Source organism: Enterobacter sp. SA197, assembly GCF_054131575.1.
In genome coordinates this window covers 4848973-4865144 of the sequence record NZ_CP096393.1, presented here as the reverse complement: position 1 = coordinate 4865144, position 16172 = coordinate 4848973, and the positions used below count along the sequence as shown (strand labels likewise).

The following is a 16172-nucleotide window of genomic DNA, read 5'->3' as shown; positions in this document are numbered from 1 at the left end:
AAAGCTATATGTTTGGCGCTATTAGCGGATGCGTTTAGTCAGGATCTGTTCGTTTCAGAAAAAACGGGCAAGGGTTTGCCCGTTTCACGGTAGAAATTAGCGCTCTGCTGCCGGTAAGGCGTTCAGATGATAGGTAATACGTTCAGAAAGGCCGCGAATATCGCCGCCGGTAATGAAATAGCTGTCATCTTTCAGATTGGGATTTTTGACATCATAGCCGAGCATCTTGTTGATAAGCGTTGCCAGCTGGAAATGGTTCAGCGGAAGCTGGGCACTGATTTTCCCCATCGCATACGCCGGATCGTTACTGAAGTAGAGGAAGGGGACCTGCGCAATGGGCATTTCAACCACGGAATGGCCGAATAACCCACCGTCACCCACTCGCTCACCGTGGTCTGAGGTGATGAACACCAGCACCGGCAGTTTGGATTTTGCCATAGCCGTACGGATAGCGGAGGCCAGCTCTTTGTCGTAAAGGCGAATCGCATCGTCATACTCATTTTTCTTCTGCGCCACATCATCGCTCAGCGCCGGCGTGGAGAATTTTGCGAAGCCTTCCGGAATATTGCGGTCATAAGGAATATGGGGAGCACGGCTGTTGAGCACCATCAGGAACGGCTTATTCCAGTCCAGATTCGCATGCTCAACGGAGGGCGTCAGGACAACATCAGCGCCCGTTTCCGGTGCGGGTCGGATCTGGGTATCTTCCCACAAATCAATATCATGAATACCGATCCAGTTGCTCAGCCCTTCCAGTCCCTGCGCCGAGATAAAGGCGGTCTGGTAGCCCTGTTTCTTCGCATTGGCAAAGATATTGGTCGCCTTTGATTTGTAGGCAGCGTAGTTATCCGGCTCGCGTAAGTTGTTCACCAGCATCGGAATGGCGACGCGCGTGGAGACAGCATTGGAAACAATCAGTCGGCCGGTGCCGTGATATTGCTCCAGCAGCGCTTTTAACTCCGGCGTGGTATCACGCGAATAACCCAGCGCGCTGACGTGGTGCGGGTTCACGCTTTCACCGATAGCCAGGATAATAGAGTACTTGCCTGATACCACACCCGCGGCGGGCGAAACCTGATAGGGGTCATAGTGCGCCAGGGTCTGGTTTTCACCTGAAATAGCTTCCGGGATAAGGCGCACACTACTGAAACTCATGGCGGCCAGACCATTGCGTAAAAGCGAATGGCGCAGATCGGGGTTGAATTTGTACATCTGCCCGTCAATGGCTTTATAGAACTGGCCGCCGAACATGATGAGGATAATCAGCAGGCACGGCATGGTTTGCCACTTTCCCCAGGCGGGAGCCATGCGACGGGAGAAGACGAGGGCAAACACCATCGCCACCACCATGATTGCAATGTAAATGCCCAGTGAGCCGAGACTGTCGGTGATACCACTGGCAATGTCTTTGGTCTCGACAAAGGCAAGCCACACTTCACTTGGTCCATAAAACTGACCATAGAACTGATAGTAAATCGCTTCGGAAATCTGCGTAAAGAAGGTCACAGCCAGTAGCAGGCGCGTCAGGAAGTGGCGTGCGCTGACCGCTGCCAGCAGGGAAATCAACACATAGAGCGCGATATCGTCCGCTTTGGGTTGATAAACGTGGTCTTTGAGTAAAATCAGAATTTCAGAGAACGAAAAAAGCACGATAAAAACAAGCGTCAAGACGACGGTGCGCGCCAGCTTACTCCCTGACGAGCGGGTTGACTGTATAGATATTGTGGACATTAGGGTACTCGATATGCCTTAGAATTTTTTAGTCAGCGGACGGATAGCTTTACCGAAGCCAAAGCGCAGGGCGCGGGCAAACGTTGAGCGGTTATGTAACCCTTTCTCCTGGATATCGGAAAAAAGGCGATACCAGCGGGCAGCCACTGCTTCACGGGAGTAAACCTGCAGCCGTTTTTCACCCTGTGCGCGCATCTGGCGATACAGCTCCGGGTTATTTTTCAGCTTCATGATGGCCTCGAACGCTTCATCAGGCGTCTTAGCAATCAGGTAGTCCAGCTCGCTTTCACGAATGGCGCGATAGGACGGTTCGTCGTCGCAAATCATCACCGTTTTACCCAGCCAGTTATTAATTAACTTACTCGCCGGTTTACGTGCCAGTTTGTGGTCGTGTGATTTGCGGAAACTGATGCAGATATCCACGTCCTGGTAGTTGGTCCAGTTATCAAAAGAGATACGCAGCGTGATCCCCTGTTCCGCAAGACGTTGCCTGAAGGCTTCACTACTAAACTGCTCCGGGAAGCTGTCCACGCGGCCAAAGAACGCGACGGTTTTGATCGTTTCGTCGGTACGTTCACGCGGTTTTACCCCCGGCTGCGGCCAGTTTGGAATGAAAATGCGCCCTGGAATCGCTGCCACTTCAGGGTTTTGCTCTACCACATAATCCGCGCCAATGACGGGAGGACGGTCTGCACGCGCAACGACAGTGACGCCCACCCAGGGTTTGACCCGTGACCCGTAATGGTCGTTGTGCATCAAATTTATGGCGTCAGGGCGGCATTCAGTACCCCAGGAACAGTCAATCTGGCCGTTGTAGTAATAGTTCAGGCTGAGCATGGTCTGAAAGGTCCATACACCGCGTCCGCCGCAATAAAAACGATGCGGAATATCATTGGGATTAATAGCCTGATCAATCAATTCTTGAAAGTCGGAAAAATGCGCTTCAATAAAATCGGATCGGGAAACAACGTGTAATTTCATCCTGCTCATATAGCCACTTTATTTCACAAGTTTTTTAAGACGGAAGTAACGACGCCCCAGACGCCAGCGCTGCCGTAAACCGCGCGCATTATTCCAGATCATTGACCAGATGCCGCGGTCAAAAAGTTCGCGCGTAATTTCGCGCTTTTTGGACAAATCTTCAATGTTATTGATGCTATGCAGGATGCCAAGCCCCTCTTTGGCGATTTGCCAGTGGCAGGCGGGCACGCGTTTCACCTGCTCCGGGTAGCGTTTGTTGATGGCGTCCAGCATCTCCAGGATTTTCATGTAATGTCGCGAGGAGCGCATCCGCGTGTCATCTGTGCCCGGCGTATGTGAGACGGAAGCAGAGTGGATCAGATAGTCATAAAAGACCTCATCGACATACTGGACGCGCTTTGCGGTCAGCAGCACCTCAGTAGTCCAGGGTATGTCCTGATGACGCAGACCCTGCTCGAACGTGAAGCCCTGCGCCTTAATAAACGCATGGCGGTAGATGTTCAGCCAGGTAACATGCAGGAATTTGCGAGAGGTCAGGGCCATCTGTAGCCAGGTCGGGCCATCCAGCACGCCGGTGGAGGCAAGCTTATCTGAGGGGAAGATTTTCTTCGACGGGCGACCATCATCATAGACATAGTTGCCGTTACAGGTAGCGACGTCCAGTTGCCCGGCGATGGCAATATCCAGCAGGCGCTGATACATGCCAGGATAGATAACATCATCAATATCGGGAAACGCGACATACTCTCCCCGGGCGACCGCCAGACCGGTATTTCGCGCAGCAGAAACGCCACCGTTGGCCTGATCGATAACCTGGACGTTTTCAAACTCGCTGGCATAACGTGAGATGATGTGGGCAGAATTATCGGTTGAACCATCATTAACAACGATAAGTTCCAGGCTGTTCAGGTTTTGACTTTTAATACTGTCAAAAAAAGCGCTCAAAAAATTTTCGCCATTATAGACGGCAATCACGAGGCTTAATTGCGGCGTTCCAGACATGCTTTCTCCGTATTGAGGCGGGGCGATGCAGCGATCGCTCAACGCTCGCTTTACCCTGCGGTGGTTATTCGACAGCGCAGCGCGTAAAGGGTTCTTCAAAGATAAAATGCGCCAGCGTCGTTGCGCTGGCGCATCAGAAATCAGGCAGGGGTATTATGACTCTTCGGGGGGCGTAGTGAACACATTCCGATGAGTAGTCCCGTCAGCAGCATATATTGCTCCAGATAGTGGTCTTTTAAATTGTGATCGACCATGGTTCTGGAGAAAAAGCCAACGGTAAACAGCAATAAGAACATGCCTGTCATGGTATTACCCCGGCGGAATTCCTGCCAGCCAATGCGCCAGCATCCGACGAGCAGAATCAGCCAGCCTGCAATACCCGCAACACCGTTCTGAATACCAAACTCGATCAGACCGTAGTGGCTATGCGGAATATTGATTCGCTTATCCTGAGTATCGCGCTGCAGCACATACTGGAAGGCCTCTTTGCGAGGGCCAATGCCCGCAGGATGCTCACCTACCAGCTTCCATCCCTGATGGAAGAAGCTGGCCCTGCAGCCGTTGGAATGGTTCATGGGGTTCCCCATGTCATTGATCGGCTCAATGCCATCCGTTTTGTTGTAGCAAAAACTGGTGAAGGGGGCGTTCCAGCCCGCGATCGCATCACTCTCCAGGCCCTGCCAGCGTGGATCGGTTTTCCAGGAGGCGTAACCCAACAGCATGGAAGCCATCACAATCGCTGCCAGAATCCCGCCGGTTACAAAAACACGGCTGCGGCGCATACTGTGCAGGCTCAACAAAATGAAGGTTGAGAACAGGCTACCCACCAGCCCGATGGTGCCCCAGCGGGTATCGACCAGTGCCGTACAGAGCAGATTGCTCAGCAAAATCAAAGAGAGAACGGGAGTATTAAGACGTAAGAAGCGTTGATGCAGCAGACCGCGCGCCAGAAGCTCCGCCAGAATAAATCCGGTTATCATATTGATCTGGAAGCTCATGCGGGTGCGGTTAAAGACGATACGGGTTTCACCCCAGTGAATCACCCCATCACGCCAGTAGAGCCACAGCGTGTCCAGCAGGTGGACGCAAATCACGCCCCAAAAGAACAAAATCACCAGCGTGAAAAATTTCGCCGCCGAGAAGGTCGGGAAACGGGTCTGGATAGCAGGAAGGATCACCAGACCTGCGCAAAACAGTAAGACCGGGCGAACCCATTGACCGTTCCAGGTCGACACCATCTCTTTGATATCGGGCGCGACGAAAAAGCCATTAATCAACAAGAAGAAAGTTAATACCCAGATCGTAATAAGGACGAACTTGATTTTATTTAAGTCGAGACTTTTTTTAGCTGACGGTGAACTAAAGAAAAGACCCAGGGAGACCAGTATTACGGGGTAAATGAAGCCATTACGATGAAAGGGAAGTTGGTCATTGGGAATAGGCCAGACGAAACATAATGCCAACACACCAAAGACTAAAAGACTCGTCAGAATACTACGAATACTTATCATATTTTTTTGACAGGTTAAGGAAATGGGCATCTTTACCAGTTGCTTAGCAAAGCTTTCAGAAATTCCACGTTTAAGCGGGAATTAAAAGACAGTGGAAATTAACATAGAAGCGTAACTGACAGAAGGCCAATGTTTGTAAGCAAGATTAATCTGCAACCGATTTAGCCAACGGGTACTTACGTCCTCTTGGCAAAGTATATACTACGCGAATCAGGCCGTTAGCTCACAACAGGAAAAATATGCATATCGTTCACACAGAAGCCGATGGTGGCAAGGGCGGGCAGCCATTACGCATTATCAATGAATCCGTCGGGTTGATTCAGCGCGGCCATCAGGTAACCCTGCTTTGCCCGGAGAGTGCGCCGCTCCATGCACTGGCACGCGAGGCGGGACTCAATGTGGTAACGATGCCGCTTAAGCGTAAAAACCTCAAAAACTTACAGGCGCTTCGTCGCTGGCTTAGTGAAAATCGGGCGACGATTGATGTCATAAATAGTCACAATTCTGCCGATACCTGGCTGGTGGCCCTGGCCAATCTCACGCTCGGCACGCCCGTACCCCTGGTGCGGACGCGCCATGCGTCGGGTGTCCCGCGCAATAACTGGACCACGCGCTGGCTGTTTCGCAAAGCCTGTGCGCATATCGTGACCACGGGAGAAGCGTTACGCCAGCAGATGGCGGATATCGGTGTGCCGATGGCGCAAAGCACGTCGGTGCCAAGCGGCGTCGACACTGGCCGCTTTCATCCTGCCGACAAGCAGGCGGCCAGAGCCCGTTGCGGCCTCAGCCAGCATGATTTTCTGCTCGGCGTCGTTTCACATTTACGGCCCAATAAAGGGCACAGCGTGCTGCTGCGGGCGTTAGCCCGGATTGAACACCCTGAGGTGAAGCTGGTTATCGTCGGTGAAGGGACGTACAAAGCCACGCTGGAGCAGCAGGTCATCGAACTGGGGTTACAGGAGCGTGTCATCATGACGGGGCACCGTAGCGATCCGGAGTCTTTTTTCCCGGCGTTCGATATTGCGCTGAGTCCCTCGCATGATATGGAAGGCCTGCCGCAGGGCGTATTACAGTCGCTGGCTTCACGTATCGCCACTATCGCGACGGACGCAGGGGGAACAGGGGACGCGGTCATTAACGGTAAGACCGGGCTGCTGATTGGCCAGCGCGACGAGACAGCGCTGTACAATGCCATTATGACGCTATACCGCGACGCTCATTTACGTGAGAAGCTGGCGCAACAGGGGTATGAGTACCTGTGCGCCCACTTCACGCGTGAATGTATGCTTACGGCAATGGAGAAGGTCTTTACCGATGCTGCTCAGCGCAGCAGATCACGATAAAGCGCCTGTAGCTCTTCTGCCATTCTCTCCAGGGTATAAGGTTCGGCAGTCGCACGGGCGGCTGTCGCATAATCCTCCCCTTTTTTCATGCCGTCGAGCCACGCGGCTATCGCCTTCTGATAGCCTTTACTGTCGAGCGCATCGCATACCCAGCCGTTCACACCTTCTTCAATCCACTCTGCGGCACCGCAGCCGTGGCTGGTGAACAGCGGGAGTCCACAGGCCAGTGCTTCGACGCAGACGTTCGGGAAGGGATCGTAGAGTGTGGGCAGAATTAACGCGTCCGCAGAACCGTAGACTTCACGCACATCGGCCACCGGCCCCAGAAAACGCACGCGGGATGCCACGCCCAGAGTCTGGGCCAGCTTTTCAAACTTGCGCGCATGTTTGTCGCGCCCGGCCACCAGCAGCCAGACATCATTATGCGCAGCTATCGCCTTCAGCGCCGTCGCCACCCCTTTGCGACTAAAGCCCGACCCGACGTACGCCAGGACCGGTGCATCAGTCGGGATGCCCAGCGCGTCACGCTGTGATCGGCTTTTCACCCTCGGATGGAAGTGGGCCGTATCGACCCCGTTATAGATGACGGTGAGCTTATCGTCCGGCAGGGCAAAGCGGCGGGCGATGTCATCACGCACCATTTTTGAATTACAGATAACCCTGCGCAGCGCCGGGTGCGTAAACATCGTCGTTTCAGCCTGCAGAATATAACGGTGATACTTACTGAAAGACTGCGCCCAGCGCGCCAGCGGTGACTGGATGCGACCATACTGCTCAAGCCAGGTGGCATGCACGCCATCGCCCGCACGAAAGAGGGTGGCACCCGGAATACGCTCATGGCTCTGAACAATGTCGAAGCGGGCAAACTGCGCCGCAGCCGCGTCAGCAAAACCGGCCTCCCGGCTCAGGCGATTACGAAACGGGGGGTTGACGGTTAAGGTTTGCCAGCCTGCGGCATCCTCCCACTGACGGGCGATAAGCGTGACGTCCAGTGAGGTCGTGCGCGCGAGCACGTTCAGGGCACGGGAGACAAAGCGTTCCGCGCCGCCATTGGGGTTGTAGGTTTGTCGGACAATCGCCAGCTTCATGCAGGGTATTCCAGCAGCAGAGTATCGATGGCGCTCAGCACCTGTTGCGGGGTGATGGCGGTAATACAGTCAGAGACACCGCTGTCACCACAGCCCGCTTTGCCACAGGGCTGGCAGGTAAATCCGGCGGTAATCACCCGATAATTCACCCCCCACGGTGCCCATTTAATGGCCCCGGTCGGACCAAAGATTGCCACGGTCGGGGTACCCACGGCGCTGGCGAGGTGCATCGGCATCGAGTCGACACCAAAGTAGATCCGGGCATGTTTCATCAGCGCACCCAGCTCTTTCAGATTCAGCTGACCGCTTAAATCGAATACCGGCTGCGTGAGCGCCGCCCGTAGCGCATCCATGTATTCCGTCTCGTCTTTTGATGGCGCGGCGGAAAGGATAATCGGCAGGCCACGGGCCGCAAGGTTATCAATGGTCGCGGCGAGGGCATCGATTTGCCAGGCCTTAAACATCCAGCGGGAGGTGGGGTGCACCAGAATGTAGGACTTACTGCTGAGGCCAAAACCGGCCAGCTTCTCTGCAATCACCGCTTCAGCGGCTTCACCCGGCACAAAGAGGGTGTGTTTATCTTCCGCCGTCTGTGGGTGAATACCAATGCGACGCAGTGCATCCAGGTTCACCTCTACCATATGACGGCTGTTGTCCTGAATTGCCGGGTAAAGCGTCGTAAACGATTTAACCCAGCGGCGACGCGCCAGGCCACCACGTTTATCCGGCTTAAAGCCGACGGAGACGCGCGGTTTCAGACGTCGGGCAAGGCGTGCACCATGCCAGTGCTCGGTCAGATTGATCAGCACGTCGTAGTGGCGTGATTTGAGTTTTTTCAGCAGCGCACGATAGAGGCGAAGCTGTTCAAACCACCCTTTTTTGCGCCAGTTACGGCCGATGGTATGCACCTGATCGATGTACGGATGGCTGGTGAGCATCGCCTGAGTATCGTCATAGACCAGCGCGTCGACTTCGACATCCGGCCAGTTTTTTTTCAGCACGGTAAAAACCGGCGAGGTGAGCAGGACATCCCCGTGGTGGCGTAGCTTAACGATCAGCACACGCTTTGGTGGGCGTTCCGGCGTAAAAAAATCAGACATAGTCACTCTCTGCTTTCAGCAAAGGCTGTAATTGTGCAAAAACCGCCGTGGCGTCAAGGTCACTTAATTGCGATGACTGTTGCGGGCGGCAGATATATTGATTTTTTCCATAGCCGCCGATAAGTCCGGGGTCCGTGGGGCCGTAAAGGGTAATGTTCGGACGATCCAGGGCGGCGGTCAGGTGACTCAGTCCGGTGTCGACAGAGACCACGCAGCGGGCACCGGCGAGCACCTGCGCCACGCGCTCAAGGCTCATGCGCGGCAGTACCTCCACAAAATCATAGCCTTCGGCCAGCCGTTTCGCGCGGGCCTCCTCGTGCGGTGCGCCCCACGGCAGTTTGATCTGCAGGCCGCTGTTTGCCAGCAGGCCAATCAGGTCACGCCAGTGGTTTTCCGGCCAGTGTTTGTCGTCGCGGGTGGTGGCATGTAAAAACACGGCGTAGGGCGTGTCATGACTGCGGCTGCCGGGGAAATGACGAGCAATAGCGTAATCACCCTCGGTCTTCGGCTTCGCATACCCCAGGCTTTTCGCAAACAGTTCACGGGTGCGTTCCACCGCGTGCTGTTGCTTGGCAATCGAATGGCGACGGTTGTAGAACAGGCTTGCCAGCGGTTCGCGTGCGCTCTGCCAGTCCATACCATGTTTTATGCCATGTGCGAGGCGGGTGACCAGCGCCGCGCTCTTTACCAGTCCCTGGGCGTCGATGATGGCGTCATACTGCTCTGCCTGGACGGCATGACGAAACGCCCGTCGCTCCGCCTTTACCGCTGGGGAGAACCAGGCTTTGCGCCAGCGTCGGATAGCCACCGGGATCACCCGTTCAACATTTTCATGCCAGGAGGGGATCTGGGCAAAGCCCTCTTCCACGACCCAGTCAAAACGAATGCCCGGCATGGCGCGCGCAGCGTCTGTCAGTGCCGGAAGCGTATGCAGCACATCGCCCATTGAGGAGGTTTTCACGATCAGAACCCGCATGCGTTACCCTTCTTCGTTCAACAGCAGGTCGTTCAGTTCGTTCAGTACCCGCTCCGGCGTAATGTCGATCAGGCTCTGGTGATAACCTTCTGCCGCATCGCCTTTACGGACTTTGTGGTAGCCCGTAATCAGACGAATCACCCGTGCTTTATGGGAGAGCGGGGGGGTAAAGTCCGGACTGCTCGGCCCATAGAGGGCGACCAGCGGGCGATTAAGGGCGGCAGCCACATGCATTAACCCTGAGTCATTGCTGACCACGGCCTTGCACGAGGCGATAAGAATTACCGCCTGCTCAAGCTGGGTTTCACCGGCCAGATTGCGGCACCACGCCTGCTGTTCAACGCTGAGGGAGGCGAGGATTTGATTACCCGCCTCGTGGTCTTTAGCGGAGCCGAACAGCACCACCTGAAAGCCTTCATCAATAAGCTGTTTTGCCAGTTCCGCGTAATGGTAGTGCGGCCAGCGCTTGGCCGGGCCAAATTCCGCGCCTGGGCAAAACCCTATAATCTGACGTTCTGATGAGAGCGAAAACGCAGCGCAGGTTTGCAATTTCTCGCCGTCATTGACCTGTAACTGCGGCCAGAGCAGCGGCTGGGGCAAATCGCTGGCTGAGGCCATCACTCCCTTGTCATACGCTAAGGCCACATAGCGTTCCACCATTAACGGCCAGGCCTGCTTGTCCAGTACGCGGATATCGTTGAGCAAACCGTAGCGCATTTCGCCCCGCCAGCCGGTGCGATGCGGAACCTTTGCAAAAAAGGGCACCAGGGCTGATTTAAAGGAGTTGGGCAGCACGTAAGAACGGTCATAGCCCTTATGGCGCAGGCTGTGGCCCAGCTTGCGGCGTTCGCCAATTTCCAGCGCCCCGTGGCCTAGCGGCATCGGGATAGCTTCATTCACTTCCGGCATGCGCGACAACAGCGGACGGCACCACGCGGGCGCCATCACGTCTATTGAAGCCTGGGGAAAGCGCGCCCTGAGCGTGCGATAGAGACTCTGCGACATCATCATGTCGCCCACCCATGACGGGCCAACCACCAATATTTTCATTCATTTCATCCTTCAAGCTGTCTCTGCGTTGGCGGCCTTTGTTCACCCCAGTCACACCGCATATTCTGTGCGCCCGGGGACTCACTCTGTTGCCGCCTTGATACCGCTTAAATGATTTTATGAATGGGTGCCATTATCGCGGTTCAGCCAGGCCATGTACTCGGCCACGCCTTCGGCAACGGTTTTGAACGGCTTGTCGTAGCCTGCTGCACGCAGGTTTGTCAGGTCCGCCTGGGTGAACGCCTGGTAGCGACCTTTCAGCTTGTCCGGGAACGGGATGTATTCGAGGCTGCCTTTCTGGTGGAACGCCAGCGCTGCGTCTGCCACGGCCTGGAAAGATTCCGCACGGCCGGTGCCGAGGTTGAAAATACCGGATACGCCGTTTTCCCAGAACCACAGGTTTACGGCTGCAACGTCACCCACATAGACGAAGTCACGCTTGAAGTTGTCGCTGCCTTCGAACAGTTTCGGACTCTCGTCGTTATTGAGCTGGGTATTGAGGTGGAAAGCCACGCTCGCCATGCTGCCTTTGTGACCTTCACGCGGGCCATAGACGTTGAAGTAACGGAAACCGACAACCGGAGAGTTTGCCTCCGGCAGGATCTGACGCACATATTCATCAAACAGGAACTTGGAGTAGCCGTAGACGTTCAGCGGTTTTTCATATTCACGTGATTCAATAAAGTCGCTGGTGCGGCCACCGTAGGTGGCCGCAGACGAGGCGTAGAGGAACGGAATTTCACGCTCAAGGCAATAATGAAGCACTTCTTTAGAGTACTGATAGTTGTTATCCATCATGTACTTGCCGTCCCACTCGGTGGTAGAGGAACAAGCACCCTCATGGAAAACTGCCTCGATATCGCCGAACTCTTCGCCCGCCATCACCTGGATAAGAAAATCTTCTTTATCCATATAGTCAGCGATATTCAGATCCACCAGATTGACGAACTTGGTGCCATCTTTCAGGTTGTCTACCACCAGGATGTCGGTGATGCCTTTGTCATTCAGAGCTTTAACGATGTTGCTGCCGATAAAGCCCGCGCCGCCGGTAACGATGATCATAACTGTAACCTTTGAATTGTGGAGCTCTGAGACTATCTCAGACACGAATGTCTTTAATCATACCATTTCATTGCAGACCCTACAGCCATTCGCCGCCCGACCCTCTCGTTACACGTGATTTATGCTGCAAAATCTTCATGAGATGATGCGTCATCTCGTATCAACGTATAGCTTTGGGTAATATGTTCCGAAATTTGCGCTGTCTGGAGAATTGCGATGCGTGGGGATTTTTATAAGCAGTTAACGAGCGACCTGGAGACCGCACGTGCGGAAGGGTTGTTTAAAGAAGAACGCATTATTACCTCGGCCCAGCAGGCTGATATAACCGTGGCGAATGGAAGCCACGTCATTAACTTCTGCGCTAACAACTATCTCGGGCTGGCAAATCATCCTGAGCTTATCGCAGCGGCAAAAGCGGGGATGGACAGCCACGGCTTTGGTATGGCTTCGGTGCGCTTTATTTGCGGCACTCAGGACAGCCATAAGCAGCTTGAGAAAAAGCTTGCGGATTTCCTCGGCATGGAAGATGCGATCCTCTACTCCTCCTGTTTTGATGCGAACGGCGGGCTGTTTGAAACCCTGCTGGGGGCAGAAGATGCCATTATCTCCGATGCCCTGAATCATGCTTCGATCATCGACGGCGTGCGTCTGTGTAAAGCAAAGCGCTTCCGTTACGCCAACAATGACATGCAGGAGCTGGAAGCTCGCCTGAAAGAAGCCCGTGAAGTCGGCGCACGCCATGTGCTGATCGCTACTGATGGCGTCTTCTCGATGGACGGCGTGATTGCCAACCTGAAAGGCGTCTGCGATCTCGCGGACAAGTACGATGCGCTGGTGATGGTCGACGATTCTCACGCGGTCGGCTTTGTGGGTGAAAATGGGCGTGGTTCTCATGAGTACTGCGAGGTCATGGGACGTGTAGACATCATCACCGGTACGCTGGGTAAAGCACTCGGCGGCGCATCGGGGGGTTACACTGCGGCCCGTAAAGAGGTTGTGGAGTGGTTGCGTCAGCGTTCGCGTCCGTATCTGTTCTCCAACTCTCTGGCACCAGCCATTGTTGCCGCCTCCATCAGGGTGCTGGAAATGGTGGAATCCGGGGCTGAATTGCGTGACCGCCTGTGGGCCAACGCGCGACTTTTCCGTGAAAAAATGAGCGCTGCAGGCTTCACGCTGGCGGGTGCCGATCATGCCATCATTCCGGTGATGCTGGGCGATGCCGTGGTCGCGCAGAACTTTGCCCGCGAGCTGCAAAAAGAGGGCATTTACGTGACGGGCTTCTTCTTCCCGGTCGTGCCAAAGGGTCAGGCGCGTATTCGTACCCAAATGTCGGCGGCGCATACGCCGGAACAAATTGAACGTGCGGTGGCGGCGTTTATCCGCATCGGTAAACAACTGGGCGTGATTGCCTGAGGACGTAAGATGAAAGCGCTATCCAAACTCAAAGCGGAAGAAGGCATCTGGATGAACGACGTTCCGGCACCGGAAGTCGGGCACAACGACCTGCTGATTAAAATTCGTAAAACGGCTATTTGTGGCACCGATGTACACATCTACAACTGGGATGAATGGTCGCAAAAAACCATTCCGGTCCCGATGGTGGTCGGGCACGAATACGTTGGCGAAGTGGTGGGCATTGGTCAGGAAGTAAAAGGTTTCCAGCTCGGAGACCGTGTTTCCGGCGAAGGCCACATCACCTGCGGGCACTGCCGTAACTGCCGTGCCGGGCGTACCCATTTATGCCGTAATACCGTTGGGGTTGGCGTCAACCGCCCGGGCTGCTTTGCAGAATACCTGGTTATTCCTGCGTTTAACGCCTTTAAGATCCCTGACAATATCTCTGACGAGTTAGCCTCTATCTTTGATCCCTTTGGCAACGCGGTGCATACGGCGCTCTCGTTCGACCTGGTGGGTGAAGATGTGCTGGTATCGGGCGCGGGGCCGATTGGTATCATGGCTGCGGCAGTGGCGAAACATGTCGGTGCGCGTCATGTGGTCATTACTGATGTAAATGAATACCGGCTTGAACTGGCGCGTAAAATGGGCGTCACCCGTGCGGTAAACGTAGCGGAAGAGAACCTTACGGACGTGATGGCAGAGCTTGGCATGACTGAAGGTTTTGATGTTGGACTGGAGATGTCAGGTGCGCCACCTGCGTTTCGCAGCATGCTGGATACCATGAATCACGGCGGCCGCATCGCACTGCTGGGTATCCCGCCGTCGGAGATGTCCATCGACTGGAATAAAGTCATCTTCAAGGGTCTCTTTATTAAAGGCATTTACGGGCGCGAAATGTTTGAAACCTGGTACAAGATGGCAGCGCTTATTCAGTCAGGGCTGGATTTGTCACCCATCATTACTCACCGCTTCGGAATTGATGATTTCCAGAAAGGTTTCGACGCCATGCGTTCAGGCCAGTCCGGGAAGGTCATCCTTAGCTGGGACTAAAAATAAAGGCGCCTGCGGGCGCCTTTTTACTATCTGCTTCACATTTTTAATCCTGAGCAGCAGGATAAGCACATTTTCCGTAACATTTTAAATGGATTAAACATAGAGTCTGTTGACGATTGGTTTAACTTTTAATTACGGATAATTATGTTCAAGCTTTCGGTGTGCCTGCTTACCTGCAATTCGGCTCGTTTATTACGTGAGGTGCTTCCGCCACTATTAGTGATAGCGGATGATTTCGTTGTGCTCGATTCCGGCAGTACGGACGCTACGCTGGATATTTGCCATGAATATGGTCTTACCGTGCACCATCATCCTTATTCCATGCACGGCGCGCAAATGAATCACGCTATCAGCCTGGCGGCCCATGACTGGGTACTCTGCATGGATAGTGACGAAATCCTCGATGAACAGACGCTGAATTTCATTCTCCAGCTCAAGGCGGGCGAAGAACCTTCTCCCGGACAGGCCTGGCGCCTGCCGCGTTACTGGTATGTGCTGGGTGAAGAAATACGGACGATATATCCTGTATCTTCACCGGATTTTCCGGTGCGTTTATTTAACCGGCAGCATGCCCACTTTAATCATCGCCCGGTTGATGACAAAGTCGAAGGCTTTTTGCAGTCAGCGAAAATACCAGGCCGCGTAAGGCACGATACCTTTTATTCCCTGCACGAAGTGTTCAGTAAGCTGAATAATTACACGTCCAGGTTAGTCAAATATCAAAATGTTAAACCGTCCATCAGCCGTGGAATTATTAGCGCGATTGGTGCGTTTTTTAAATGGTATTTATTTAGCGGCGCATGGCGCAGCGGTAAGGTGGGCGTGGTCACCGGGTTATACGCGACCTTTTACAGTTTCATGAAGTATTTCAAAGCCTGGTATTTACACCAGGAAGAAAAAACGGTTGTGATTAAAGAAGAGAAAAACTCCCGCGCGCTTTAGCGGCGGGAGTGACCCCATCCCTGCCACTGATTGGTAAAATATTTCATCAGCGTACTTTCACCGATGCTCTCTTTTACGACCGCAAAGAAATGGCCTGCATAGACCGGCTCCGGGGCGCGTTTAGTCGGACAGACATTCACCCCCCGGAACGGGTTACGTGGGGCTGAGGGCTGCGGCGGTTGCGCCTGATTCGGCGTTGAGTTGTCGACCTGGGGCTCGTTCAGCAGACTGCCTGCCCGCACCAGCGTGATATCCGCCGGCAGGTTAGAGATCATCTGCGAAAGGACGCGCACCGTCGAGGGGTGAGGGTGACCAATCGCAATTGCTGAACCATTGCGGCGTGCCAGCTCCACGGCGCGGGTAAACTGACGCCGGATGTCCCCTTCGTTTTGCGTATCGTCAAGAAAGACTCTGCGTTTGATGACTTTGACGCCGGTGCCGCGCGCAGCGCGCATGGCCTGACTGTTACCAATGGTCATGCTGTCAAGGAAATAGAGATCGTAACGCTCCAGCGCCTGCATTACTTTTTGCATGCCAAACAGGCTGGAGGTCATGGCGCTACCCATGTGGTTATTCAGGCCAGTGGCATAGGGCACGCTGCTCACTGCCTCGCTGATAATGCGTTCAATTTCCGCGCTGCTCATCTCCGGGCGCAGAGTATCTTTTTCCAGGGGTTGTTTACTGAGCGGCGCCATAGGCAGATGAATCAGTACTTCATGCCCTGCATTGTGCGCTTTAGTGGCCATCTCGCGGGCGTGAGGCGCATTGGGTAACACTGCGACAGAGAGAGCGGCAGGCATCGCAATCACCTGATTTTCCGTCTGCGGACGGTAGCCAAAATCATCGATTACGATAGCGAGTTTTCCGGCAAATGCCGATACGGAAAAAGCCAGCAGAGTGGCAGAAACAACAAAAATACGACGAAATTGAAGCAA

14 protein-coding genes are annotated in these 16172 nt (G+C 54.2%); 4 read left to right on the top strand and 10 right to left on the bottom strand.

The window, feature by feature from the left end; all coding sequences use genetic code 11:
* Positions 1 to 96: 96 nt before the first annotated feature.
* The 4 genes from M1D91_RS22810 to M1D91_RS22795 all read right to left on the bottom strand — a co-directional run bounded on the left by M1D91_RS22810 (position 97) and on the right by M1D91_RS22795 (position 5225).
* Entirely contained in the window at positions 97 to 1731 is a 1635-nt protein-coding gene (locus tag M1D91_RS22810; protein ID WP_437433279.1) for a sulfatase-like hydrolase/transferase, read from the bottom strand.
* A gap of 18 nt (positions 1732 to 1749) precedes the next feature.
* Positions 1750 to 2721, bottom strand: a complete 972-nt coding sequence (locus M1D91_RS22805) for a glycosyltransferase (RefSeq protein ID WP_437433278.1) — start codon at positions 2719 to 2721, stop codon at positions 1750 to 1752.
* 9 nt (positions 2722 to 2730) lie between these two features.
* On the bottom strand, positions 2731 to 3714 hold the full coding sequence (locus tag M1D91_RS22800; protein ID WP_437433277.1) for a glycosyltransferase: 984 nt from the start codon (positions 3712 to 3714) through the stop codon (positions 2731 to 2733).
* 140 nt (positions 3715 to 3854) lie between these two features.
* On the bottom strand, positions 3855 to 5225 hold the full coding sequence (locus M1D91_RS22795) for an O-antigen ligase family protein (protein ID WP_437433276.1): 1371 nt from the start codon (positions 5223 to 5225) through the stop codon (positions 3855 to 3857).
* 239 nt (positions 5226 to 5464) lie between these two features.
* Between M1D91_RS22795 and M1D91_RS22790 the strand changes: the two genes are divergently transcribed.
* Positions 5465 to 6568 (top strand): glycosyltransferase family 4 protein, encoded by a 1104-nt coding sequence (locus M1D91_RS22790; protein WP_437433275.1) that lies wholly within the window; start codon positions 5465 to 5467, stop codon positions 6566 to 6568.
* Here the strand turns inward: M1D91_RS22790 and M1D91_RS22785 are convergent.
* The 5 genes from M1D91_RS22785 to rfaD all read right to left on the bottom strand — a co-directional run bounded on the left by M1D91_RS22785 (position 6547) and on the right by rfaD (position 11844).
* Positions 6547 to 7656 carry a glycosyltransferase family 4 protein gene (locus M1D91_RS22785; RefSeq protein WP_437433274.1) on the bottom strand — a complete coding sequence of 370 codons (1110 nt, stop codon included), beginning with the start codon at positions 7654 to 7656 and terminating at the stop codon, positions 6547 to 6549. The two genes, M1D91_RS22790 and M1D91_RS22785, sit on opposite strands and share 22 nt — an antisense overlap.
* The gene (gene rfaQ, locus M1D91_RS22780) at positions 7653 to 8756 is read right to left on the bottom strand and encodes a putative lipopolysaccharide heptosyltransferase III (protein ID WP_437433273.1); all 1104 of its coding nucleotides are present in this window, start codon (positions 8754 to 8756) and stop codon (positions 7653 to 7655) included. Before rfaQ ends, M1D91_RS22785 begins: the two co-directional genes overlap by 4 nt.
* Positions 8749 to 9732 carry a lipopolysaccharide heptosyltransferase RfaC gene (gene rfaC / locus M1D91_RS22775; RefSeq protein WP_437433272.1) on the bottom strand — a complete coding sequence of 328 codons (984 nt, stop codon included), beginning with the start codon at positions 9730 to 9732 and terminating at the stop codon, positions 8749 to 8751. Before rfaC ends, rfaQ begins: the two co-directional genes overlap by 8 nt.
* Before the next feature lie 3 nt (positions 9733 to 9735).
* Complete coding sequence (rfaF, locus tag M1D91_RS22770) at positions 9736 to 10782, bottom strand: ADP-heptose--LPS heptosyltransferase RfaF (protein ID WP_437433271.1); 1047 nt, start codon at positions 10780 to 10782, stop codon at positions 9736 to 9738.
* Between the two features lie 117 nt (positions 10783 to 10899).
* Positions 10900 to 11844 (bottom strand): ADP-glyceromanno-heptose 6-epimerase, encoded by a 945-nt coding sequence (rfaD, locus tag M1D91_RS22765; RefSeq protein ID WP_437433270.1) that lies wholly within the window; start codon positions 11842 to 11844, stop codon positions 10900 to 10902.
* A gap of 216 nt (positions 11845 to 12060) precedes the next feature.
* Between rfaD and kbl the strand changes: the two genes are divergently transcribed.
* From kbl to M1D91_RS22750, 3 genes are all read left to right on the top strand, one after another.
* Positions 12061 to 13257 (top strand): glycine C-acetyltransferase, encoded by a 1197-nt coding sequence (kbl, locus tag M1D91_RS22760; protein WP_437433269.1) that lies wholly within the window; start codon positions 12061 to 12063, stop codon positions 13255 to 13257.
* Between the two features lie 9 nt (positions 13258 to 13266).
* Complete coding sequence (tdh, locus tag M1D91_RS22755; protein ID WP_437433268.1) at positions 13267 to 14292, top strand: L-threonine 3-dehydrogenase; 1026 nt, start codon at positions 13267 to 13269, stop codon at positions 14290 to 14292.
* 147 nt (positions 14293 to 14439) lie between these two features.
* Complete coding sequence (locus M1D91_RS22750; RefSeq protein ID WP_437433267.1) at positions 14440 to 15237, top strand: glycosyltransferase family 2 protein; 798 nt, start codon at positions 14440 to 14442, stop codon at positions 15235 to 15237.
* Here the strand turns inward: M1D91_RS22750 and M1D91_RS22745 are convergent.
* Positions 15234 to 16172 (bottom strand): divergent polysaccharide deacetylase family protein, encoded by a 939-nt coding sequence (locus M1D91_RS22745; RefSeq protein WP_437433266.1) that lies wholly within the window; start codon positions 16170 to 16172, stop codon positions 15234 to 15236. The genes M1D91_RS22750 and M1D91_RS22745 overlap by 4 nt on opposite strands.

What these genes read in the sequence shown, in the direction of transcription:
- rfaQ (WP_437433273.1), bottom strand. Translation starts at nt 8,756, where the DNA reads ATGTCTGATTTTTTTACGCCGGAACGCCCACCAAAGCGTGTGCTGATC.
- M1D91_RS22750 (WP_437433267.1), top strand. Translation starts at nt 14,440, where the DNA reads ATGTTCAAGCTTTCGGTGTGCCTGCTTACCTGCAATTCGGCTCGTTTA.
- M1D91_RS22785 (WP_437433274.1), bottom strand. Translation starts at nt 7,656, where the DNA reads ATGAAGCTGGCGATTGTCCGACAAACCTACAACCCCAATGGCGGCGCG.
- rfaC (WP_437433272.1), bottom strand. Translation starts at nt 9,732, where the DNA reads ATGCGGGTTCTGATCGTGAAAACCTCCTCAATGGGCGATGTGCTGCAT.
- rfaD (WP_437433270.1), bottom strand. Translation starts at nt 11,844, where the DNA reads ATGATCATCGTTACCGGCGGCGCGGGCTTTATCGGCAGCAACATCGTT.
- tdh (WP_437433268.1), top strand. Translation starts at nt 13,267, where the DNA reads ATGAAAGCGCTATCCAAACTCAAAGCGGAAGAAGGCATCTGGATGAAC.
- M1D91_RS22810 (WP_437433279.1), bottom strand. Translation starts at nt 1,731, where the DNA reads ATGTCCACAATATCTATACAGTCAACCCGCTCGTCAGGGAGTAAGCTG.
- M1D91_RS22790 (WP_437433275.1), top strand. Translation starts at nt 5,465, where the DNA reads ATGCATATCGTTCACACAGAAGCCGATGGTGGCAAGGGCGGGCAGCCA.
- kbl (WP_437433269.1), top strand. Translation starts at nt 12,061, where the DNA reads ATGCGTGGGGATTTTTATAAGCAGTTAACGAGCGACCTGGAGACCGCA.
- rfaF (WP_437433271.1), bottom strand. Translation starts at nt 10,782, where the DNA reads ATGAAAATATTGGTGGTTGGCCCGTCATGGGTGGGCGACATGATGATG.
- M1D91_RS22800 (WP_437433277.1), bottom strand. Translation starts at nt 3,714, where the DNA reads ATGTCTGGAACGCCGCAATTAAGCCTCGTGATTGCCGTCTATAATGGC.
- M1D91_RS22795 (WP_437433276.1), bottom strand. Translation starts at nt 5,225, where the DNA reads ATGATAAGTATTCGTAGTATTCTGACGAGTCTTTTAGTCTTTGGTGTG.
- M1D91_RS22805 (WP_437433278.1), bottom strand. Translation starts at nt 2,721, where the DNA reads ATGAGCAGGATGAAATTACACGTTGTTTCCCGATCCGATTTTATTGAA.